The sequence below is a fragment of the Arenimonas sp. genome (genome assembly GCF_035312645.1).
In the GTDB taxonomy this organism is placed as follows: domain Bacteria; phylum Pseudomonadota; class Gammaproteobacteria; order Xanthomonadales; family Xanthomonadaceae; genus Arenimonas.
Genome location: NZ_DATGBO010000099.1, coordinates 20,802 through 39,001, shown reverse-complemented (window position 1 = coordinate 39,001; position 18,200 = coordinate 20,802). Strand labels below are relative to the sequence as shown.

The window sequence follows — 18,200 nt, the reverse complement described above, 5'->3', positions numbered from 1 at the left end:
TGAGGCCGCCGAACGGCATTTCGAAATCGCCGGGCAGCACGATATCCAACTGATGCGGATTGACGTTGACCGAAGCCGAGGATTCGACGGTTTCGGCGATGGTCTTGAAGCCGACCCAGCGCCCGGAGAAACGCGACATCGCCCAGCCGAGCAGGCCCATGTCGAGGATGTCCTGCACGCCGGCAGGATTGAGCACCGGCATCATCGCGCTGACGAATTCGAGCTCCGAGCCATGCGGCAGCGTCGACGAGCGGCAGGCGTGGTCATCGGCGGCCAGTGCGAGCACGCCGCCATTCGTCGATGTGCCGGCGGCGTTGCCGTGCTTGAACACGTCGCCGCAGCGATCCACGCCCGGACCCTTGCCGTACCACATGGAAAACACGCCGTCGTATTTCGCGCCGGCGAAAAGATTGGTCTGTTGCGAGCCCCAGACCATGGTCGCGCCGAGGTCTTCGTTGAGGCCGGGCGTGAACTCGATGCTGGAGGCGGCGAGGTGCTTCTTCGCCTTCCACAATTCCAGATCGAAACCGCCGAGCGGCGAGCCGCGATAACCGGAAATGAAACCGGCGGTGTTGAGCCCGGCGGCGCGGTCGCGCATCTGCTGCATCAGCGGCAGTCGCACCAGCGCCTGCACGCCCGACAGATAGATACGCCCCTCGTTGCGGGTGTACTTGTGTTCGAGGGTGTAGTCGCCGTCGAGGACGGGATTGGGAATGGCGGGCACGGACATGGCGGCAACCTGTGAAAGACGTGGAGCAAAGACTCCAAATTATAGCAGGGGGTCGCGGGCCGGGACTTTCACCCCGGTCGCTGCGCCCTTCCCGTGACCGGGCTCACCAATCGGTGGGTCGGTAGTCCTTGAGGAACTGGCCCCAGACGTGTTCGCCGCTGTTGATGCCGGCGATGATCGGGTCGACGATACGCGCGGCGCCGTCGACGATGTCCAGTGGCGGATGGAAACGTTCTTCGGCCTGCTTGCGCGTGGCGATCTCGATCGGATCCTCGTCGGTCACCCAGCCGGTGTCGACGCTGTTCATGTGAATGCCGTCGCCGTGGTAATCGGTGGCGGCGGTGCGCGTCATCATATTCAGCGCGGCCTTGGCCATGTTGGTATGCGGATGTCGCGTGGTCTTGAAGTTGCGATAGAACTGTCCTTCCACCGCCGATACGTTGACGATGTGCTTGTCGCGATCTGGCGTTTTCAGCAGCAACGGCTTCAGGCGCGCATTGATCAGGAACGGCGCGACCGCGTTGACCAGCTGCACCTCCAGCAACTCCACCGACGGGACTTCCGCCATCAGCAGGCGCCAGGAATTGCGTCCGCGCAGATCGACCTGCTGCAGGTCCTGGTCGAGCCGGCCTTCCGGAAACAAATGTTTTTGCCCGAGCAATTCGTCGGCGAGCAGCGGTAGCTGCGACAGCTCGGCAGCGCGAGTCAATCCAGGCGCTTGCGCAAGACGGCCTTCGTTCGGCGTCGACAACGCATTGCCGTCGGGCAGCAGATCGTAGCCACGCAGGCCCTCGTAACTGCCGAGAAGTTTGCGGATGGTCTCAGGCATGTCGTGATGCGCGGCGGTCTCGCCGGCCATCATGTGCGCATAGAACTCCGGCGGACGACGCACGGTCTGGCAGGCGTTGTTGATGATGAAGTCCAGGCGCGGGCGCGTGGCGATCAGCGTCTGGCAGAACGCTTCGACGCTGGGCGTGTGGCGCAGGTCGAGGCCGAAGATTTCCAGACGATGGCCCCAGTCGGAGAAATCCGGCTCCTGCGCATAACGCGCGGCGGAATCGCGCGGGAAGCGTGTGGTGACGATGAGTTGTGCGCCGGCGCGCAACAGTTTGAGGCCGGCCTGGTAACCGATCTTCACGCGGCCACCGGTCAGCAGCGCGACGCGGCCGTGCAGGTCGGCGGTTTCGGTGCGCTTGAGGAAGTTGAAGTCCGCGCATTGCGGACAAAGCTGGTCGTAGAAATGATGGATCCGCGAATACTTCTTCTTGCAGACATAGCAGTGCTGCGGTTCGATCGCTTCGCGGCATTCGGGCTCGTCGTTGTCGTTGTCCTGCGCCACGAATCCTTCCGGCGGAAAATAGTTCGGCGTGGTGAATACCGGTTTGCGACGCAAGGCGCGGATGCCGGTGTCGTTGAGCACGGCATCCTCGCGCTGGATTTTTTCCGCCTTCTGCTCGCGCCGCGCGGCGCGCTTGAGTTGGCGATGGGCGATCGGGTCGGGGTGGTGGATGCGCGTCACCGCCGCCTTGAGCCGCTTGCCGTCGGCTTCGGGCAGCGTATCGAGCAGGGCGCGATCGGCGGCGATGCTTTCGAGCAGCTCGGTCGCGGCACGCAGGCGCGTCAGCAAATCAGGCGCGGCATCGGCCGACGGGGAATCGAGTTTGGTCGTGGTCACGAAGCGAAATCCAAGGGGTTGATCGGACCGCTGGAGGTCCGGGAGCGGAGGGTCGGCGGTGCCGCCCCGCTGGAAGCAATCGGCCGATCTGGAACCGGCTGCCGCATTATCGCAGCTTGCGGATGCGATCATGCCGCCGTGGCCCCTGCGCCTCCCCCCACAACCAGCGGTGATGCATGTCCGGGCCCCTGCAAGATTCCCAGCTGAACGAGCCCGGCGACGAACCGGCGACGCCCACTGAGGCCGCCTTCGCCGGCATCGACATCAAGGCCTTTTCCCGCGACGTCGATGCTTTGCACGCACAGCTCAAGGCCAGCCTCGGTGCCGCTGACGTCGCCCATCTGCGCAAGATGGCGCGCTGGGCGCGGATCTGCACATTGCTCGGTTATGCCTTCGCCTGGTTGTTGCCCAATCCGGTCGCGGCGCTGTTGCTGGGCATGGGCAATGTCGGGCGCTGGTCGTCGGTCACGCACCATGTGATGCATCGTGGCTACGACGCGGTGCCTGGCGTTCCCGATCGCTACCACAGCAAACGCTTCGCGCTCGGCGGCTGGCGACGTTTCATCGACTGGCTCGACTGGCTGCATCCGGAAGCCTGGGCGCACGAACACAACCAATTGCACCACTACAACACTGGCCAGCGCGACGATCCCGATCTGGTCGAACGCAACGCCTGGTTCATCCGTCACCGTTCGATGCCGCGCGTTTTCAAGTGGCTGCTGGTGGCGGTGTTGATGATGACCTGGAAGCTCACCTACTACGCGCCCAATACTTTCTGGGCGTGGAAGCAACACCAGAAAATTCGCGCGCAGACGCCGGAGCAATCACGCACGCAACCGCTGCCGACCATGGGCACGGTCAAACGCTGGGTGATTCCCGGCGAGCGCGTGGTGCTGCCGGTCACGGCCTGGGGCCTGGAGTTCTGGCTGCGCTGCGTGCTGCCGTATGCGGTGATTCGTTTCGGAGTAATTCCCGCGCTGTTCCTGCCTTTGGGCGTACAGGCCTGGAGCGCCGTGCTGATCAACTCGCTGCTCGCCGAAATCGTCGCCAACGTCGTGTCGTTCGTGATCATCGCGCCCAACCACACCGGCGACGACGTCTATCGTTTCGACGGTCGCTGTGCGAACAAGGCGGAGTTCCATTTCCAGCAGGTGGTCGGCTCGGTGAATTATCCCGGCGGCAGCGATGCGAAGGATTTCCTCATGGGCTATCTCAACTACCAGATCGAACATCACGTCTGGCCCGACCTGCCGATGCTCAAGTACCGCCAGGCCGCGCCGCAGCTCAAGGCGATCTGTCGCCGACACGGCGTGCCCTACATCGAGGAGAGCGTTTTCAAACGCTTTGCCCGGCTGTGGTCGATCCTGATGGGCGATAGCGAGATGCGGCGAATGACCGCGCCCGGTGAGCATGGGTAACGCGATGCGCGCTGGCTTCGCGGGTCGTGACCGCAGACGCTTTGCCGTGCCGTGACGAACAAGAAGACGATTCTGCCTGCGCTCGCGTTGCGGACCCGTTTCGCCCGGCAATGCGACGCATGGCACGGTAATCGGGTGACGGCGCCGGCAAAAATATCGGGTATGTTGCGTTGCGGGCTTCCGCACCCCGCGGGCGCCGGTTAGAGTCGGGGAACCAGCTCCAGGAGGGAGCCAGATGAGTCTGAGCGAACTGCAAGTCCTCCTCGTCGAAGACCATGGCTTCCAGCGTCGGCTGGGCCTGCGCCTGCTCGCCGACCTCGGCCTGACCCGCCTGCTTGAGGCCGCCGATGGTTTCCAGGGACTGGAACTGCTGCGTTCGCTGCCGCAACCCCCCGATGTCGTGCTGGTCGATCTCGACATGCCCGGCATGGATGGCGTCGAGTTCATCGGCCACGTCGCCCAGGAACATCTCGCGCGCTCGATCGCCGTGGTCAGCGCGATGGATCCGGCGCTGCTGCACACCGTGCAGGTGATGGCCAAGGCCTCGGGCCTGCGCGTGCTCGGCGCGGTCGAGAAACCGTTGTCGCCGGGCAAGCTCACGCACATTCTTTCGCTGTACGAGTCCAGCCCGGTCGTGGTCGGCAACGACGATGCTGTCGCCGTCGATTTCGAACAGCTGCGCGCGGCGATGGCGAACAACGAGATCTTTCCGCATTTCCAGCCGCAGGCGGAATTCGCCAACGGCAAGATCGTCGGCGTCGAGGCATTGGCACGCTGGCGTCTCGCCGACGGCCGCATGGTGCCGCCGTCGGTGTTCATTCCGATGGTGGAAAGCGGCGGCATGATCGAGGCGCTGACCAACCACATGCTGATCGAAAGTTGTCGCTGGTCCAGAAAATGGCGCGAAGCCGGCCTCGAGCAGCTGCGCATTTCCGTCAACGTGTCCGCACACAACCTCAGTGGTCCGGAAGTCGCCGATCGCTACGAGGCCATCCTGCGCGAACACGGCCTGGCGCCGGAATTCGTGATCCTGGAAATCACCGAAAGCTCGGTGATGAGCGACACTGCCCGCGGCCTCGGCCTGCTCGCGCGCCTGCGCCTGAAAGGCTTCGGACTCTCGGTCGATGATTTTGGCACCGGCTATTCCTCACTCACGCAGCTGTCGCAGATTCCGTTCACCGAACTCAAGATCGACCAGGGCTTCGTCGGTGGCGCGCCCGATCAGCCGCGCAAGCGCGCGGTGATCGAAACCAGTCTCGACCTCGCGCGCAAACTCGACCTCAGCGTCGTCGCCGAAGGCGTGGAGACGATGGAAGAGTGGCAGCTGCTGGCGCAGTTGGGCTGCGATTACGCCCAGGGCTACCTGATCTCGCAGCCGGTGCCCGGCGAGATGCTTCCCGACGCGATCCTGCGCTGGCGCAACACCCGCCACTGAGCACCGCATGATCGCTCTCGGCCGGACCTTGAGCATCCGCCAGCAGTTGCTGGGCCTGTTCGCCCTGATGTTGTTCGCCAGTGTCGGTGTGCTGCTGCTCGATGAGTGGGAGCGGCAGAACAACAACGTTGCCCTGCAACAGCTCAAGGGCGAATCGCTGAGCAGCCTGCGCCGGATCAAGGCGGTGTCGGATGCCTACGGCCTCGACTACGTCGACACCACTTTCCGCGTGCGCAACTACCTGATGAGTTGGGAAGAGGGCGTGCAGGTGATCGACGGCGCGCGCCTGCGCATCGACGAACATTGGCAGATCCTGTCCGCACAACCGCAAAGTGCCGAACAAAAAGAGCTGATCGGACAGATCGATCGCGCCAAGGTCCGCGCCGACCGGGCCGCGATGACGCTGCGCGGCATCCTGCAGCGCAAGAACATCGTCGAGCTTGGGCATTTCGCCGACACCGAGTTGTATCCGGCCATCGATCCGGTCACCACGCGCCTGAAATATTTCAGCGACCTGCAGCTGATCGAAGCCGACCGCCGCGTGCAGGCGTCGCTGCTGCGCGCACGCGAAGCGGCGATCCTGCGCATCGCGCTAATCCTTGGCGGCTTGGGCGTATTCGCGCTGATCGCGCAGAAGATCGTGCGCAACATCTACAAGGGCGTGGAAAGCCTGCGCGACTTGTCGCAGCAGATGCGCCGGCACGACTATCACGCGGTGCCGCGCTTCCGTGCCGAGGGCGAGCTCGGCGAAGTGCTCGACGGCTTCCTGACCATGCGCGACGACGTCCGCCGCTTCGAGAACGAGCTCAACGAACAGCTGCTCAACAACGAAAACGTGCGCGCCAGCCTGCAGCGCAGCGAGGTGTTCCAGCGTTCCCTGTTCGCCGCGGCGCGCGTGGCGGTGATGTCGATCGACCTCGACGGGCGCTTCACCAGCTTCAATCCGTTCGCGGAAAAACTCACCGGCTATCGCGCCGAGGAAGTGAAGGGCGAGACCATCCCCAATCGCATGTTCCTGCCCGACGAGATGGCCTTGATCGCCGGCCAGCTGACCTCGGCGCTGGATCGCACGGTGCCCGCCGATACGCGCCTGATCCCGGTGATGATCGAACAGGGCATGCCGCCGCAGGAGTGGACGATCGTGCGCAAGGACGGCGGCCACGTACCGGTGCTGCTGGCGACCTCGGCGATGCGCGACGAAAGCGGCAAGAACGTCGGCTATCTTGCCGTTGCCACCGACCTGACCCAGATCAAGCAACTGGAAAAAAAGCTGCGCGCCAGCGAGACCGCCGCGCGCGACGCCAACATCGCCAAGGGTTCCTTCCTCGCCGCGATGAGCCACGAGATCCGCACGCCGATGATCGGCGTCACCGGCATGCTGGAAGTGCTGTCGCACAGCGAGCTCGATACCGAACAACGCCGCACCATCCACGTGATCCAGCAGTCGGCGGCATCGCTGCTGCAGATCATCGGCGACATCCTGGATTTCTCGAAGGTCGATGCCGGCCGCCTCGAGCTCGCGCCGACGACGATCGACCTGGCCAAACTGCTGCAATCGACCGCAGCCAATTTCACCGGGTCGGCATCGAGCAAGGGCCTGGTGCTGACGGTGACCGTCGATCCGCGCGTCGGCCCGGCGCATGTCGCTGATGGCCTGCGCCTGCGCCAGATCCTGTCGAACTTCCTGTCGAACGCGATCAAGTTCACCGAGAATGGTTTTGTCGAAGTCGCGCTGGAATGGAAAGGCCGCGAACAGGATCTCGACCAGCTGGTATTCCGCATCACCGACACCGGCATCGGCGTTACGCCCGAGCAGCAGGCGAAACTGTTCCAGCCTTTCAGCCAGGCCGAAGGCAGCACCACGCGCCGTTTCGGCGGCACTGGCCTGGGTCTGGTGATCAGCCGCCGCCTCGCCGACATGATGGGCGGCGATGTCAGCATGGACAGCACGCCCGGCGCCGGCACCACGCTGCGTCTGGCGTTGAGTTTGCCGCGCGGGCAGGTTGCGGACATCGAGCCCGATCGCTTCCAGCCCGGCCAGCCCGGCAGTTTCGTGCCGCGGCCTTTGCCCGGCATTGCGCAGGCCGAGGCCGAACGCAGCCTGATCCTGATCGTCGACGATCATCCGACCAATCGTCTCGTCGTCGCGCGGCAACTTGCGCTCGCCGGCTATGCCAGCGAATCGGCCGACGATGGCCAACTCGGTTTGGAGAAGTGGCGCAGCGGCCGTTACGCGCTTGTGCTTTCCGACGTGCACATGCCGGTGATGGATGGCTACCAGATGGCGCGCGCCCTGCGCGAGGAAGAGCAACGCGGCGGCAAGCCGCGCACGCCGATGGTGGCGTTGACCGCCGCTGCGCTCAAGGGCGAAGCCGAGCGTTGTCTCGCGTCCGGCATGGATGACTACCTCGCCAAGCCGGTGAGCATCCCGGTGCTCGCGGCCTGCTTGCAGAAATGGCTGCCGCATACGAAGACCGCCGCTGGCACCGTGGGAACGGGCATGACCGCGATTGCTTCCGCTTCTTCGCAAGTCATCCTGCCGCAACTGCAGGCTCCGCCAACCCCGCTCGATCGCAGCGTGCTCAACGAACTCACTGGTGGCGTCGCCAGCGAAACCCGCGCGTTGCTCGATGACTTCATCACCAGTACCAACGGCGACCTGCAGGAGCTGCGCCAGGCCCGCGAGGCCGGCGACACCGCGCAACTGGCGCGGCAGGCGCACAAGATCAAGGGCGCCGCGCGGCTGATCGGCGCCAGCGAACTCGCCCACGCCGCCGCCGAACTCGAACTCGCCGCCAAAGCCGCCGACTGGCCGCAACTGCTGCCGCTATCGGCGGATGTGCAGACCGCCGCCGATCGTTTGCGTTGGCATATCCAGCAGGAAGCCGCGTCGTAGGGGCGGGCATGGCTGCGATTTTTTGATTTGTCGAGGTAAGGTCCTTGGTCGACGCAAGCACGCGACGAATCTTGCCTCGGGTAGGACTTTGGTCAACGCAATCATGCGACGAATCTTGTTTCGGGTAGGTCCTTGGTCAACGCAATCATGCGACCTTGGGTGTAGTTACTGCTGAGGTAGACGTGGCCCTCGATGCTTTCCTGCTGATCCTTTTGATGCTGTCGCTGGGCGTGCTGTTCCAGCGTCTGCGCGTGTTTCCCGACAACGCCGCCGAGACGCTCAACCAGGTGGTGTTGTATGTCTGCCTGCCGGCGGCGGTGCTGCGTTACGCGCCGCGACTGCATCTGGATATTTCCGTCGCCGGTATCGCGCTGGTGCCCTGGTTGCTGCTGGGCGCAACGGTGCTGTCGGTCGGCGCTGTGACGCGCTGGCTGCGTTTGCGTCGCGACGAACATGCGGTGCTGCTGCTCTGCGTTGCGCTGGGCAACACCAGTTTTCTCGGCTACCCGCTGGTGCGCGCACTGCTCGGCGACGCCGCGCTGCCTTACGCGGTGATCTACGACCAGTTCGGCGCCTTCCTGATCCTGTCGACCTTCGGTCTGTTCGTGCTCGCGCGCTACGGTGGCGATCGCACGCCGACCGCGCGCGAAATCGCGTTGCGCATCCTGCGCTTTCCGCCGTTGATCGCTTTGCTGATCGGCATCAGCGTGATGCCCGCCGAGCCGCCCGTGGCGATCGCCGGCATCCTGCAACGCGTATCCGATGCGCTGCTGCCGCTGGCGATGCTCGCGATCGGCCTGAGCCTGCGTTTCAAATTGCCGCGCGATGAACTCAAACCCCTCGCCGCCGGACTGACGCTGAAGTTGCTGCTGATGCCGCTGCTCGCCTTCGCGATCGTCCCCTGGCTCGGCTTCGATGCGACCAAAGCGCACGCGGTGGTATTGGAATCGGCGATGCCACCGATGATCACCGCCGGCGCCCTCGCGATCTCGCACCGCCTCGCCCCCGGCCTCGCCGCTGCGCTGGTCGGCTACGGCATCCTTTTGTCGTTGCTCACGCTGCCGCTGTGGGCATGGAGCATGGGGGTTGCCCTGTTTTGATCGCAGGAGCGGACGTGGCCGCGAATTCGGGTGCGTGGAAATGCGTGATCGCGAGCCGGTTCAGCCCGCATCGCGACGCCAACCTCCTCCAGCCATCACCACGCCATCGCGATCTTGACCGGCTTTCTCGCGTGGGTCAGGCTGCTGCTCGTTTTCCATCGATTGGTATGAACATGTTTGGTCTTGCGAGACTTGCGCTGCTGTCGTCGCTGTCCATTTTCTCGATATCCGCGGCTGCGCAAGTTGTCGACGAAACCAAACCCTACGATGTTTCGCCGTATTGGCTGAAAGCCGCGGCGCCCGATGCATCGCCGCTGGTGCGGGTTGTCCTGGGTCAGGCCTTGCAGTTGCAAACGACGACGGGAATGCCGGTGTTTTCGGTTCCGGCCGCGACCGGCCGGGCGATCCGCGAGGCGGCCACTCACGATGCCGCAACCGATCCGATGGTGCAGGCGCTGGACTTGACCGCGATGAGTCGCGAAGAGGCGTCCGGGCAACGCGCAGCGGCCATCGATCTGCTGGTGAAGTCGATCGCCGACAACGCCTATTTCGGGTTGGCCCTGTTGGGTCAGCCAGAGATACAGGGAGACGCTGCGCTGGAGCAGAAGATTCTTGCGCAGGCCGCCAACGCGACCCGCTATCGGAGCAGTTATGAGCTGGTGCAGAAAGCGCTTTATCAACGCTTTCTCGCGCTGCATTGGGCGCAGACCCTGCCGCCGGGGGATCGCGGCAATCTCGATGACCAGGAGGCCGCAGTGATTTCCGCCAGCGGCTTCGCTGCCGCGTTCGCGATCCCCGGCAACGGTGCCGTGCTCAAGCTTTGCAAGAGCGCCGATCAGGCAAGGCGCGTCGACTGCCTGCGCCTCGGCCAGCACCTGTTCGCGGGCTCGGACAATGTCGCGGATGCCATCATTGCCCTGCGTCTGATCGAACTCGGCGCGGCGACGGATGCCGACAAGGAACAGGCCGTACGCGAACGCCGTCGCATCGAATGGCAGCAAAGCCAGATGGCGAAGCTGTGGCAGGACGGAGCCCGCGACGCGACCCAAATCAGCGCCAGTCTCCGCCGGCATCTGCTGCTGACGACGCAGGAGACCGAGCTCGTCGCGCTCAGGCACACGCTGGAAATCGAGAACCTGCCGCTGGACCCGCCGACCGGCTGGCGATCGCGCGCGGAAGAAATCAGGGCGCTGCAAGCGGCGTTGGACACCGCCCGGGAATCGGCGAAAGACGCAGCGAAGAAAACCGACTGAGCGAGATCGTGCGCGCGCCGTCGGCGCACGACAGCGGCACCGCCTCAATCCGCCGGCACCGTCCGCGTTTTCGCCCATTCGCGCAGGCCTTCGACCTGTTCGGCCATCAGCACCGAGAGCGGGCGGGTGTTGCGGATTTCCTCGATCAACTTGGCTTCGGTGACCGCGATCTTTTCCGCGTGCGCAGTGTAGAGCGCGCTGACGATCGCCTGCTCGATTTCCGCGCCGGAAAAACCGGCGCTGGCTTCGGCCAGGTGCGTGAGCGAGAACGAGCCCCAGTCGACGCGGCGTTTTTCCAGGTGCAGGCGGAAGATTTCGCTGCGTGCGCCATGGTTGGGCAGGTCGACGAAAAAGATTTCGTCGAAGCGACCCTTGCGTAGCAGTTCCGGCGGCAGTTCCTGCACGGCGTTGGCGGTGGCAACCAGAAATACGCGCGATTTGCGCTCGGCCATCCAGGTGAGGAAGTAGCCGAGTACGCGCCGCGACACGCCGCCGTCCTCGCTGCTGCCGGCGCTGGCCAGGCCTTTTTCGAGTTCGTCGATCCACAGGACGCAGGGTTCGAGTTGTTCGGCTGACGACAACGCGTCGCGCAGGTTTTTTTCCGTCTCGCCATGGAATTTGTTGTACAGCGTGCCGAAATCCAGACGCACCAGTGGTACGCCGAAGCCGCCGGCCACCGCTTTCGCCGCCAGGCTCTTGCCGCAGCCCTGCACGCCGAGCAGCAACACGCCCTTGGGTGCGTCCAGTCCGACCGGCAACTCGCCGCTGGAAAAAACTTCGCGGCGCAGGCCGATCCATTGCTTGAGTCGCGACAGGCCGGCGACGTCGGCGAACTGCGCGGTGTCGTATTCGAAATGCAAATGGCCGCTGCGATTGAGCAGCTCGAATTTCAGCTTCGCCAGTTCCGGCAGATCATGCGCACCGATGGCGCCGTCGCGGAACACCAGATGACGGGCGATGCGCCGCGCCTCGGTCATCGCCAGGCCGCGCAGGTTGCGCACGATCACGGCGAGCGCGTCCTTGTCCACGACCACGCGCTTGCCGCCGTTTTCGCGCATGTACAGCGCCGCTTCGTCGTTGACCATCTTCAGCAGCGCATGTTCGTCGGGCAGGCGCAGCGAGAATCGCACGGCCAGAGTTTCCAGCTCCGGCGCGAGCTCGATCTTGTTGCCGACCAGCACGATCGTGTGTTCGAGGCAGCCACGACGGTCGACGATCTCGCGCAGCATGCGCTGCGTGCTGGCGTAACCGAGGTAGGGCATGACATCGAGCAGAAGATAGATGCCGCGCTGGTCGTGCGCCTTGATCGCGTGCAGCGTGGTGCTGATGTCGGGTGCGGTTTCGGCCTCGTCCTCGCGGTCCATGTCGACGCGGCGCATGCCTTCGGTAATCGACCAGCGATACAACGCGCGGAAAACGTTCGCCAGCAGATGCCGGAACAGATCGACGACGCGCGCCTCGTCCGGCGTTTCGATCACGATCAGCGGCGTGTTGGAGCGGATCAGCGAAGACAGATCTTGCAGTTCGGACATGCGGACCAACAGCGATTCTCGGGGTGGCAACGATACCATCGCGGGACGAAGCGCAAACGCAACTGGCCATTCAAACAACGCGCTCCTCCCGCTGTTAACAGGGGCAGGGAGGGGCAGATGCTTGCGTGGCAAGACTCCACCCCACCCTAACCCTCCCCTGCTTGCAGGGGAGGGGATCCACTGTCTACGCGAGCAACCCGCTCACGCCAGCAGCATCTTCGCTATCGCCACGCCGGCATCGCGGCCATCGTGGACTGCGGTCACCACCAGATCGGCGCCGCGGACGTTGTCGCCGCCGGCGAAGACGCGTGGATTCGAGGTCTGGTAGGGCAGGCCGCCATCGATCCGCACGTGGCCTTGTTCGCGCAGCGCGATGCCGTGCTCGGCCAGCCAGGACGCGGGGCTAGGGCGAAAACCGAAGGCGATGATGACGACGTCGGCGGCGAGCACTTCCTCGCCGCCGCCAATGCCGACGCGCACGCCGCGAACACGCGCGCCGCCTTCGATCGCCAGCGGTGGGCGATCGAACAGGAAGCGCACGCCTTCATCGCGGGCGTTTTTCACTTCGCGGCGCGAGCCGGGCATGTTCGCTTCGCCGCGGCGATACACGCAGCTGACTTCCGCCGCACCGAGTCGAATGGAAGTACGCACGCAATCCATCGCGGTATCGCCGCCGCCGAGCACGATGATGCGTTTTCCGGCGAGATCGAGCATCGGATCCGGAATCGCCTCGGGAGCGAGAATGCGATGCGCATTGGCGATCAGGAACGGCAGCGCCGGCGTCACGCCGGGAAGCTCCTGCCCGGGCAAGCGACCATCGACGGCCGTGTAAGCGCCGGTGCCGACGAACACCGCATCGAAATCGCGCAGCAGAGTTTCGAAGGCGATATCGCGGCCGATGTCGATGCCAAGATGAAAACGCACGCCCATCGCCTCGAGCACGCCGCGGCGCGTGAGCATCACCGACTTTTCCAGTTTGAACGGTGGGATGCCGAAGGTCAGCAGGCCGCCGATCTGCGGATGGCGATCGAACACATGCGCTTCGATGCCGGCGCGCACCAGGCGATCGGCGCAGGCGAGGCCGGCCGGACCGGCGCCGATGACCGCGACGCGTTTGCCGGTGGCGCGCACGTTGGAAAGATCCGGTCGCCAGCCCTGCTTGAACGCCTCGTCGACGATGTATTTCTCGATCGAGCCGATCGTCACCGATTCGAAACCGGTGTTGAGCGTGCAGGCGCCTTCGCAGAGGCGATCCTGCGGGCAGACGCGGCCGCAGATTTCCGGCAATGGATTGGTTTCGTGCGCGAGCTCCGCGGCTTCGAACAAGCGCCCTTCGCGCACCAGCGTGAGCCAGTTCGGAATGTAGTTGTGTACCGGGCACTTCCACTCGCAATACGGATTGCCGCAGTCCAGGCAGCGCGCGGATTGCTCGGCGGCCTGCGGCGCTTCGTAGTGACCGTAGATTTCCTGCCAGCCGACCACGCGCACGGCGACGTCGAGTTCGCGCGGCATGCGCCGGGGCAGGTCGATAAACTGGAACGGCTGCGCTTTCATGCCGCCCGCCGCAGCGCTTCGACCAGCGATTCCAGGCTGGCGGCTTTCGGTTTCACCAGCCAGAAACGGCCGGCGACATCGCGGAAATCCTCGAGCAGTTGCCGGCCCCAGACGCTGCCGGTATGGCCAACATGCGTGCGGATCAGCTGGCGCAGATGTTGGCGATGGTTCTCCATGCCTTCGGGCGTGATGCGCAGCACGTCGATGAGTTCGTGGTTGTAGCGGTCGACGAAATCGCGGTCGAGGTCGAGCACGTAAGCCATGCCGCCGGTGAAGCCGGCACCGAAATTCAGGCCGGTGCGGCCGAGCACGACGACGCTGCCGCCAGTCATGTACTCGCAGCCATGGTCACCAACGCCTTCGATTACCGCGGTCGCACCGGAATTGCGCACGGCGAAGCGTTCGCCGGCGCGACCGGCGGCGTACAACTCACCGCCGGTGGCGCCGTACATACAGGTGTTGCCCATGATCGGCGTATCGCGTGCGATGAAGCGCGCCGCTTTCGGTGGTTGCAGCACGATGCGACCGCCGGCCATGCCTTTGCCGACGTAATCGTTGGCGTCGCCTTCCAGATGCAACTGCAGGCCGCCGGCATTCCAGGCGCCAAAACTCTGCCCGGCGATGCCGGTGAAATTTATCTGGATCGGCGCTTCGCTCATGCCGAGGTCGCCGTGCGCGCGGGCGATCTCGCCGGACAGGCGTGCGCCGATGCTGCGGTCGCAATTGCGGATCGCATACTGGAACTGGCCGCCACGTGCTTCGACGATCGCCGTGCGCATGTCGGCCAGCATCTTGGTCGCCAGCGTGCCGGGATCGCGCGGAAGATTGCGCGCTTCGCGGCAATATTGCGCGGCATCGCTGCGCAAGCCGCTGGCAGCGAGGATGGGGCTCAGGTCGAGGCCGCGCTGACGCGGGTTTTCGCCATCGGCGAGTTGCAGCAAGTCGGTGCGGCCGATCAGGTCCTGCAAGCGCGCGACGCCGAGCTTCGCCAGCCATTGCCGCACGTCTTCGGCGACGAAACGGAAGAAATTCATCGCCATTTCCGGCAGGCCGGTGAAGTGATCCTTGCGCAGGCGCGCGTCCTGCGTGGCGACACCGGTCGCGCAATTGTTGAGATGGCAGATGCGCAGATATTTGCAACCGAGTGCGACCATCGGCGCGGTGCCGAAGCCGAAACTCTCGGCGCCAAGGATCGCGCCCTTGATCACGTCGAGCCCGGTTTTCAGTCCGCCATCGACCTGCACGCGCACGCGGTGGCGCAGGTCGTTGCGGCGCAGCGTCTCCTGGATTTCCGACAGCCCCAGTTCCCAGGGCGTGCCGGCGTGATGGATCGACGACAGCGGTGAGGCGCCGGTGCCGCCGTCGTAGCCCGACACGGTGATGAGGTCGGCATAGGCCTTGACCACGCCGGCGGCGATCGTGCCGATGCCGGCGTGCGAAACCAGCTTCACCGACACCAGCGCGGTCGGATTGACTTCCTTCAGATCGTAGATGAGCTGCGCAAGATCTTCGATCGAATAGATATCGTGATGCGGCGGCGGCGAGATCAGACCAATGCCGGGGCGCGCGTAACGCAGGCGCGCGATCAGTTCGTTGACCTTGTGGCCAGGCAGTTGCCCGCCTTCGCCGGGCTTGGCGCCCTGCGCGATCTTGATCTGCAGCACTTCGGCATTGATCAGGTATTCGGGCGTGACACCGAAACGTCCGGACGCGACCTGCTTGATCTTCGAACGTTTCTCGCTGCCGTGGCGTGCGGGATCTTCGCCGCCTTCGCCGGAATTGCTGCGGCCGCCGAGACGATTCATCGCCGTCGCCAACGCTTCATGCGCTTCCGGCGACAGCGCGCCCAACGACATGCCGGCGGAATCGAAACGCGCGAGGATCGCTTCGGTCGGCTCGACCGCGTCGATGGAAATGGACGCGACATCGCGGCGCAGCGGCAACAAGTCGCGCAAGGTCGACGCCGGGCGCCCGTCGACGTGATCGGCATACGCCTGGTAATCGGCGATCTCGCCGCTGCGCACCGAACGCTGCAGGCTGGCGATCACGTCCGGGTTGTACATGTGGTATTCGCCGCCGTGCACGTACTTGAGCTTGCCGCCGGGCTCGATGTCGTCGAGCTCGCACCAGGCGCGCGTGGCGAGTTGCCGTGCATCATTTTCCAGATCGACAAACCCCGCGCCCTGGATGCGGCTGGGAATGCCGGGAAAACACAGCGCGACGACCTCATCGGCGAGGCCGACGATCTCGAACAACTGCGCACCGCGATAGCTGCCGATGGTGCTGATGCCCATCTTCGACAGAATTTTCAGCAGGCCTTTCTTCAGGCCGCGCCGATAGCTGCGGCCGAGCTCCGCGGCTTCGTTGCCGCGCTTGCCTTCGAGGATGCCGTTGCGTCCGAGCGCGGCCAATGTCTGGTACGCGAGATAGGGATAGATCGCGGTCGCGCCGACGCCGATCAGGCAGGCGACCTGGTGCGGATCGCGCGCCGTACCGGTTTCGATGATCAGATTGCAGTCGCAGCGCAGGCCGAGGTGCACAAGGTGGTGATGGATCGCACCGGTCGCGAGCAGTGCGTGGATCGCCAGGCAGCCGGGCTCGGGGTAGCGATCGGAAAGCAGCAGCAATACCTTGCCGGAGCGCACGGCGGCCTCGGCTTCGTTGCGTAAACGGTGCAGGCCTTGCTGCAGCGATTCGCCGTGCGCGAGGAAAAGATCCAGGCGTGCGTGCGCATCGGCGAAATCGTCCAGCGCCAGCAACTGCCGCAGTTTGCGTTGCGACAGCACCGGCGAGTTGAGCATCACCTGCTTGGCGTTCGCCGGCGTGAGCGCGAAGACATTGCCCTCGCGGCCGATCTGCGTGGTCAGCGACATCACCACCTGTTCGCGCAGCGGATCGATCGGCGGATTGGTGACCTGGGCGAAGGCCTGGCGGAAATAATCGTAGAGCGGGCGGACGTGATGCGAGAGCACAGCGAACGGCGTGTCGTCGCCCATCGAGCCCGTCGCTTCCTGCTCGGTTTCCGCGAGTACGCGCAGCACCGATTCACGTTCTTCGCGCGTCAACTGGAAAAGTTTCTGGAAGCGTCGCAGTGTCGCGCTGTCGAAGGGTTCGGCGGCGAGCGAGGGATCGATCAGGTCGGCGGCGAGATAAGTCACGCCCTGCTTCAGCCACGCCTTGAACGGTGCGCGCGCCTTGTTGATCGCGTCGATGTCTTCGCTTTGCAGCAGCACGCCGCGGCGCAGGTCGATCGCCAGCATTTCGCCGGGGCCGAGCTTGCCCTTGGCGAGGATGTTTTCCGGCGCGCAATCGTAGACGCCGGCTTCCGAGGCGATCACCAGGTGGCGATCGTCGGTGAGCAGCCAGCGTGCCGGGCGCAGGCCGTTGCGATCGAGCGTGCAGGCGGCGTAGCGGCCGTCGCACATCACGATGCCGGCGGGGCCGTCCCAGGGATCGACGCAGAGACCGTAGTACTCGTAGAACGCCGCGAGATCGGGATCCTTGTATTCGAGCGATGACGTCGCCGGCGGAATCAGGATGCGCATCGCCTGCAGCAGGTCCATGCCGCCGACCAGCAAAGTCTCGAGCATGTTGTCCAGGCTCTGCGAGTCGGATCCTTGCAGCGCGACCAGCGGCTGCAATTGCGCGAAGTCCACGCGCGGTGTCGACCAGCGCGCGCCGCGCGCCACCGACCAATGCCGGTTGCCTTCAATCGTGTTGATCTCGCCGTTGTGCGCGAGCAGACGGAATGGCTGCGCGAGCTTCCAGGCCGGCGCGGTGTTGGTGGAAAAGCGCTGATGGAAAACCACGACGCTGGCGGCGAGATCGGCGCGGGCGAGATCGGGGTAGAGCGCGAGCAGATCGTCGGGCAGCACCATCGCCTTGTAGCCGAGGGTCTGCGCCGACAGGGTGACGACGTAGAAATCGTCATGCGCGGCGAGATTTTTTTCTGCGGAACGGCGGGCAAGGAACAAGCCGCGCTCGAAATCGCTGGCGCTGATGTCGGCATCGGCACAAACGAACACCTGCTCGATGCGTGGCATGCCGGCCAAGGCGATCGGGCCGCAGTCGTTGCGTGACACCGGCACCACGCGCCAGCCGGCGATGCGCAGGTTTTGGCTCAGCAGCGCCTCGGCGAGCACGCTGCGCGCGTCGGTGGCGGCGTCGGGATCGACCGGCAGGAAGATCATGCCGGCGGCGAAATTTTTCTCGAGGGTGATGCCGGCCTCGGCGGCGATCGTGCGCAGGAAGCTATCGGCGCCATGGATCAGCAGGCCGCAGCCATCGCCGCTGCGGCCGTCGCCACCGACCGCGCCGCGATGCGCGAGGCGCGCAAGGGCCGTCAACGCCGAGACCACCAGTCCGCGCGAGGGACGGTTGTCGAGGTTGGCGATCAGCCCGAAACCGCAGCTGTCGCGTTCGAAGCCCGGGGCATACAGACCCCGGGACGATGGCTGCTTCATCGTCCCTCCGGTGGCGGTAGGGCCGCGTCCGCGGGCCGCGGCGAATGCCGGGGGCGGTGCGTACCGGCTCCACCGTCACACAGCGCCTTAGAGTTTCTGCTCTTTGGCCAGAGCCGCTTTGGAACCCGGCGCAGGACTGGCCGA

The 18,200-nt window shown here is 64.9% G+C and carries 9 protein-coding genes and 1 pseudogene; 5 read left to right on the top strand and 5 right to left on the bottom strand.

Translation table 11 applies throughout. The features are described 5' to 3' along the window. Window positions 1–730, bottom strand: a pseudogene (locus VKM35_RS09180) (indolepyruvate ferredoxin oxidoreductase family protein); the annotation flags it as partial. Between the two features lie 103 nt (window positions 731–833). Continuing rightward, window positions 834–2,405, bottom strand: a complete 1,572-nt coding sequence (locus tag VKM35_RS09175) for an SDR family oxidoreductase (RefSeq protein ID WP_324320647.1) — start codon at window positions 2,403–2,405, stop codon at window positions 834–836. 176 nt (window positions 2,406–2,581) lie between these two features. Here VKM35_RS09175 and VKM35_RS09170 point away from each other — a divergent pair, with 176 nt between their 5' ends. The 5 genes from VKM35_RS09170 (at window position 2,582) to VKM35_RS09150 (ending at window position 10,507) form a co-directional block, all read left to right on the top strand. Then, window positions 2,582–3,823, top strand: a complete 1,242-nt coding sequence (locus tag VKM35_RS09170) for a fatty acid desaturase family protein (protein ID WP_324320645.1) — start codon at window positions 2,582–2,584, stop codon at window positions 3,821–3,823. Between the two features lie 235 nt (window positions 3,824–4,058). Further along, on the top strand, window positions 4,059–5,258 hold the full coding sequence (locus tag VKM35_RS09165; RefSeq protein ID WP_324320643.1) for an EAL domain-containing response regulator: 1,200 nt from the start codon (window positions 4,059–4,061) through the stop codon (window positions 5,256–5,258). A 7-nt stretch (window positions 5,259–5,265) separates the two neighbouring features. Next, a complete protein-coding gene (locus tag VKM35_RS09160; protein WP_324320641.1) occupies window positions 5,266–8,154 on the top strand; it encodes an ATP-binding protein in 2,889 nt (962 codons plus the stop codon). 182 nt (window positions 8,155–8,336) lie between these two features. Then, entirely contained in the window at window positions 8,337–9,254 is a 918-nt protein-coding gene (locus tag VKM35_RS09155) for an AEC family transporter (RefSeq protein WP_324320638.1), read from the top strand. 173 nt (window positions 9,255–9,427) lie between these two features. Next, on the top strand, window positions 9,428–10,507 hold the full coding sequence (locus VKM35_RS09150; protein WP_324320636.1) for a hypothetical protein: 1,080 nt from the start codon (window positions 9,428–9,430) through the stop codon (window positions 10,505–10,507). A gap of 44 nt (window positions 10,508–10,551) precedes the next feature. Here the strand turns inward: VKM35_RS09150 and VKM35_RS09145 are convergent, their stop codons facing one another. From VKM35_RS09145 to gltB, 3 genes are all read right to left on the bottom strand, one after another. Continuing rightward, window positions 10,552–12,039 carry an AAA family ATPase gene (locus VKM35_RS09145; protein ID WP_324320634.1) on the bottom strand — a complete coding sequence of 496 codons (1,488 nt, stop codon included), beginning with the start codon at window positions 12,037–12,039 and terminating at the stop codon, window positions 10,552–10,554. 201 nt (window positions 12,040–12,240) lie between these two features. Then, window positions 12,241–13,593, bottom strand: a complete 1,353-nt coding sequence (locus VKM35_RS09140; protein WP_324320632.1) for an FAD-dependent oxidoreductase — start codon at window positions 13,591–13,593, stop codon at window positions 12,241–12,243. Further along, the gene (gene gltB / locus VKM35_RS09135) at window positions 13,590–18,056 is read right to left on the bottom strand and encodes a glutamate synthase large subunit (RefSeq protein WP_324320630.1); all 4,467 of its coding nucleotides are present in this window, start codon (window positions 18,054–18,056) and stop codon (window positions 13,590–13,592) included. Before gltB ends, VKM35_RS09140 begins: the two co-directional genes overlap by 4 nt. Window positions 18,057–18,200 lie beyond the last annotated feature (144 nt).

Bases quoted from the DNA above. Each gene is read 5' to 3' on its own strand.
- VKM35_RS09170 (WP_324320645.1), top strand. From the start codon at position 2,582: ATGTCCGGGCCCCTGCAAGATTCCCAGCTGAACGAGCCCGGCGACGAA.
- VKM35_RS09165 (WP_324320643.1), top strand. From the start codon at position 4,059: ATGAGTCTGAGCGAACTGCAAGTCCTCCTCGTCGAAGACCATGGCTTC.
- VKM35_RS09160 (WP_324320641.1), top strand. From the start codon at position 5,266: ATGATCGCTCTCGGCCGGACCTTGAGCATCCGCCAGCAGTTGCTGGGC.
- VKM35_RS09150 (WP_324320636.1), top strand. From the start codon at position 9,428: ATGTTTGGTCTTGCGAGACTTGCGCTGCTGTCGTCGCTGTCCATTTTC.
- VKM35_RS09145 (WP_324320634.1), bottom strand. From the start codon at position 12,039: ATGTCCGAACTGCAAGATCTGTCTTCGCTGATCCGCTCCAACACGCCG.
- VKM35_RS09140 (WP_324320632.1), bottom strand. From the start codon at position 13,593: ATGAAAGCGCAGCCGTTCCAGTTTATCGACCTGCCCCGGCGCATGCCG.
- gltB (WP_324320630.1), bottom strand. From the start codon at position 18,056: ATGAAGCAGCCATCGTCCCGGGGTCTGTATGCCCCGGGCTTCGAACGC.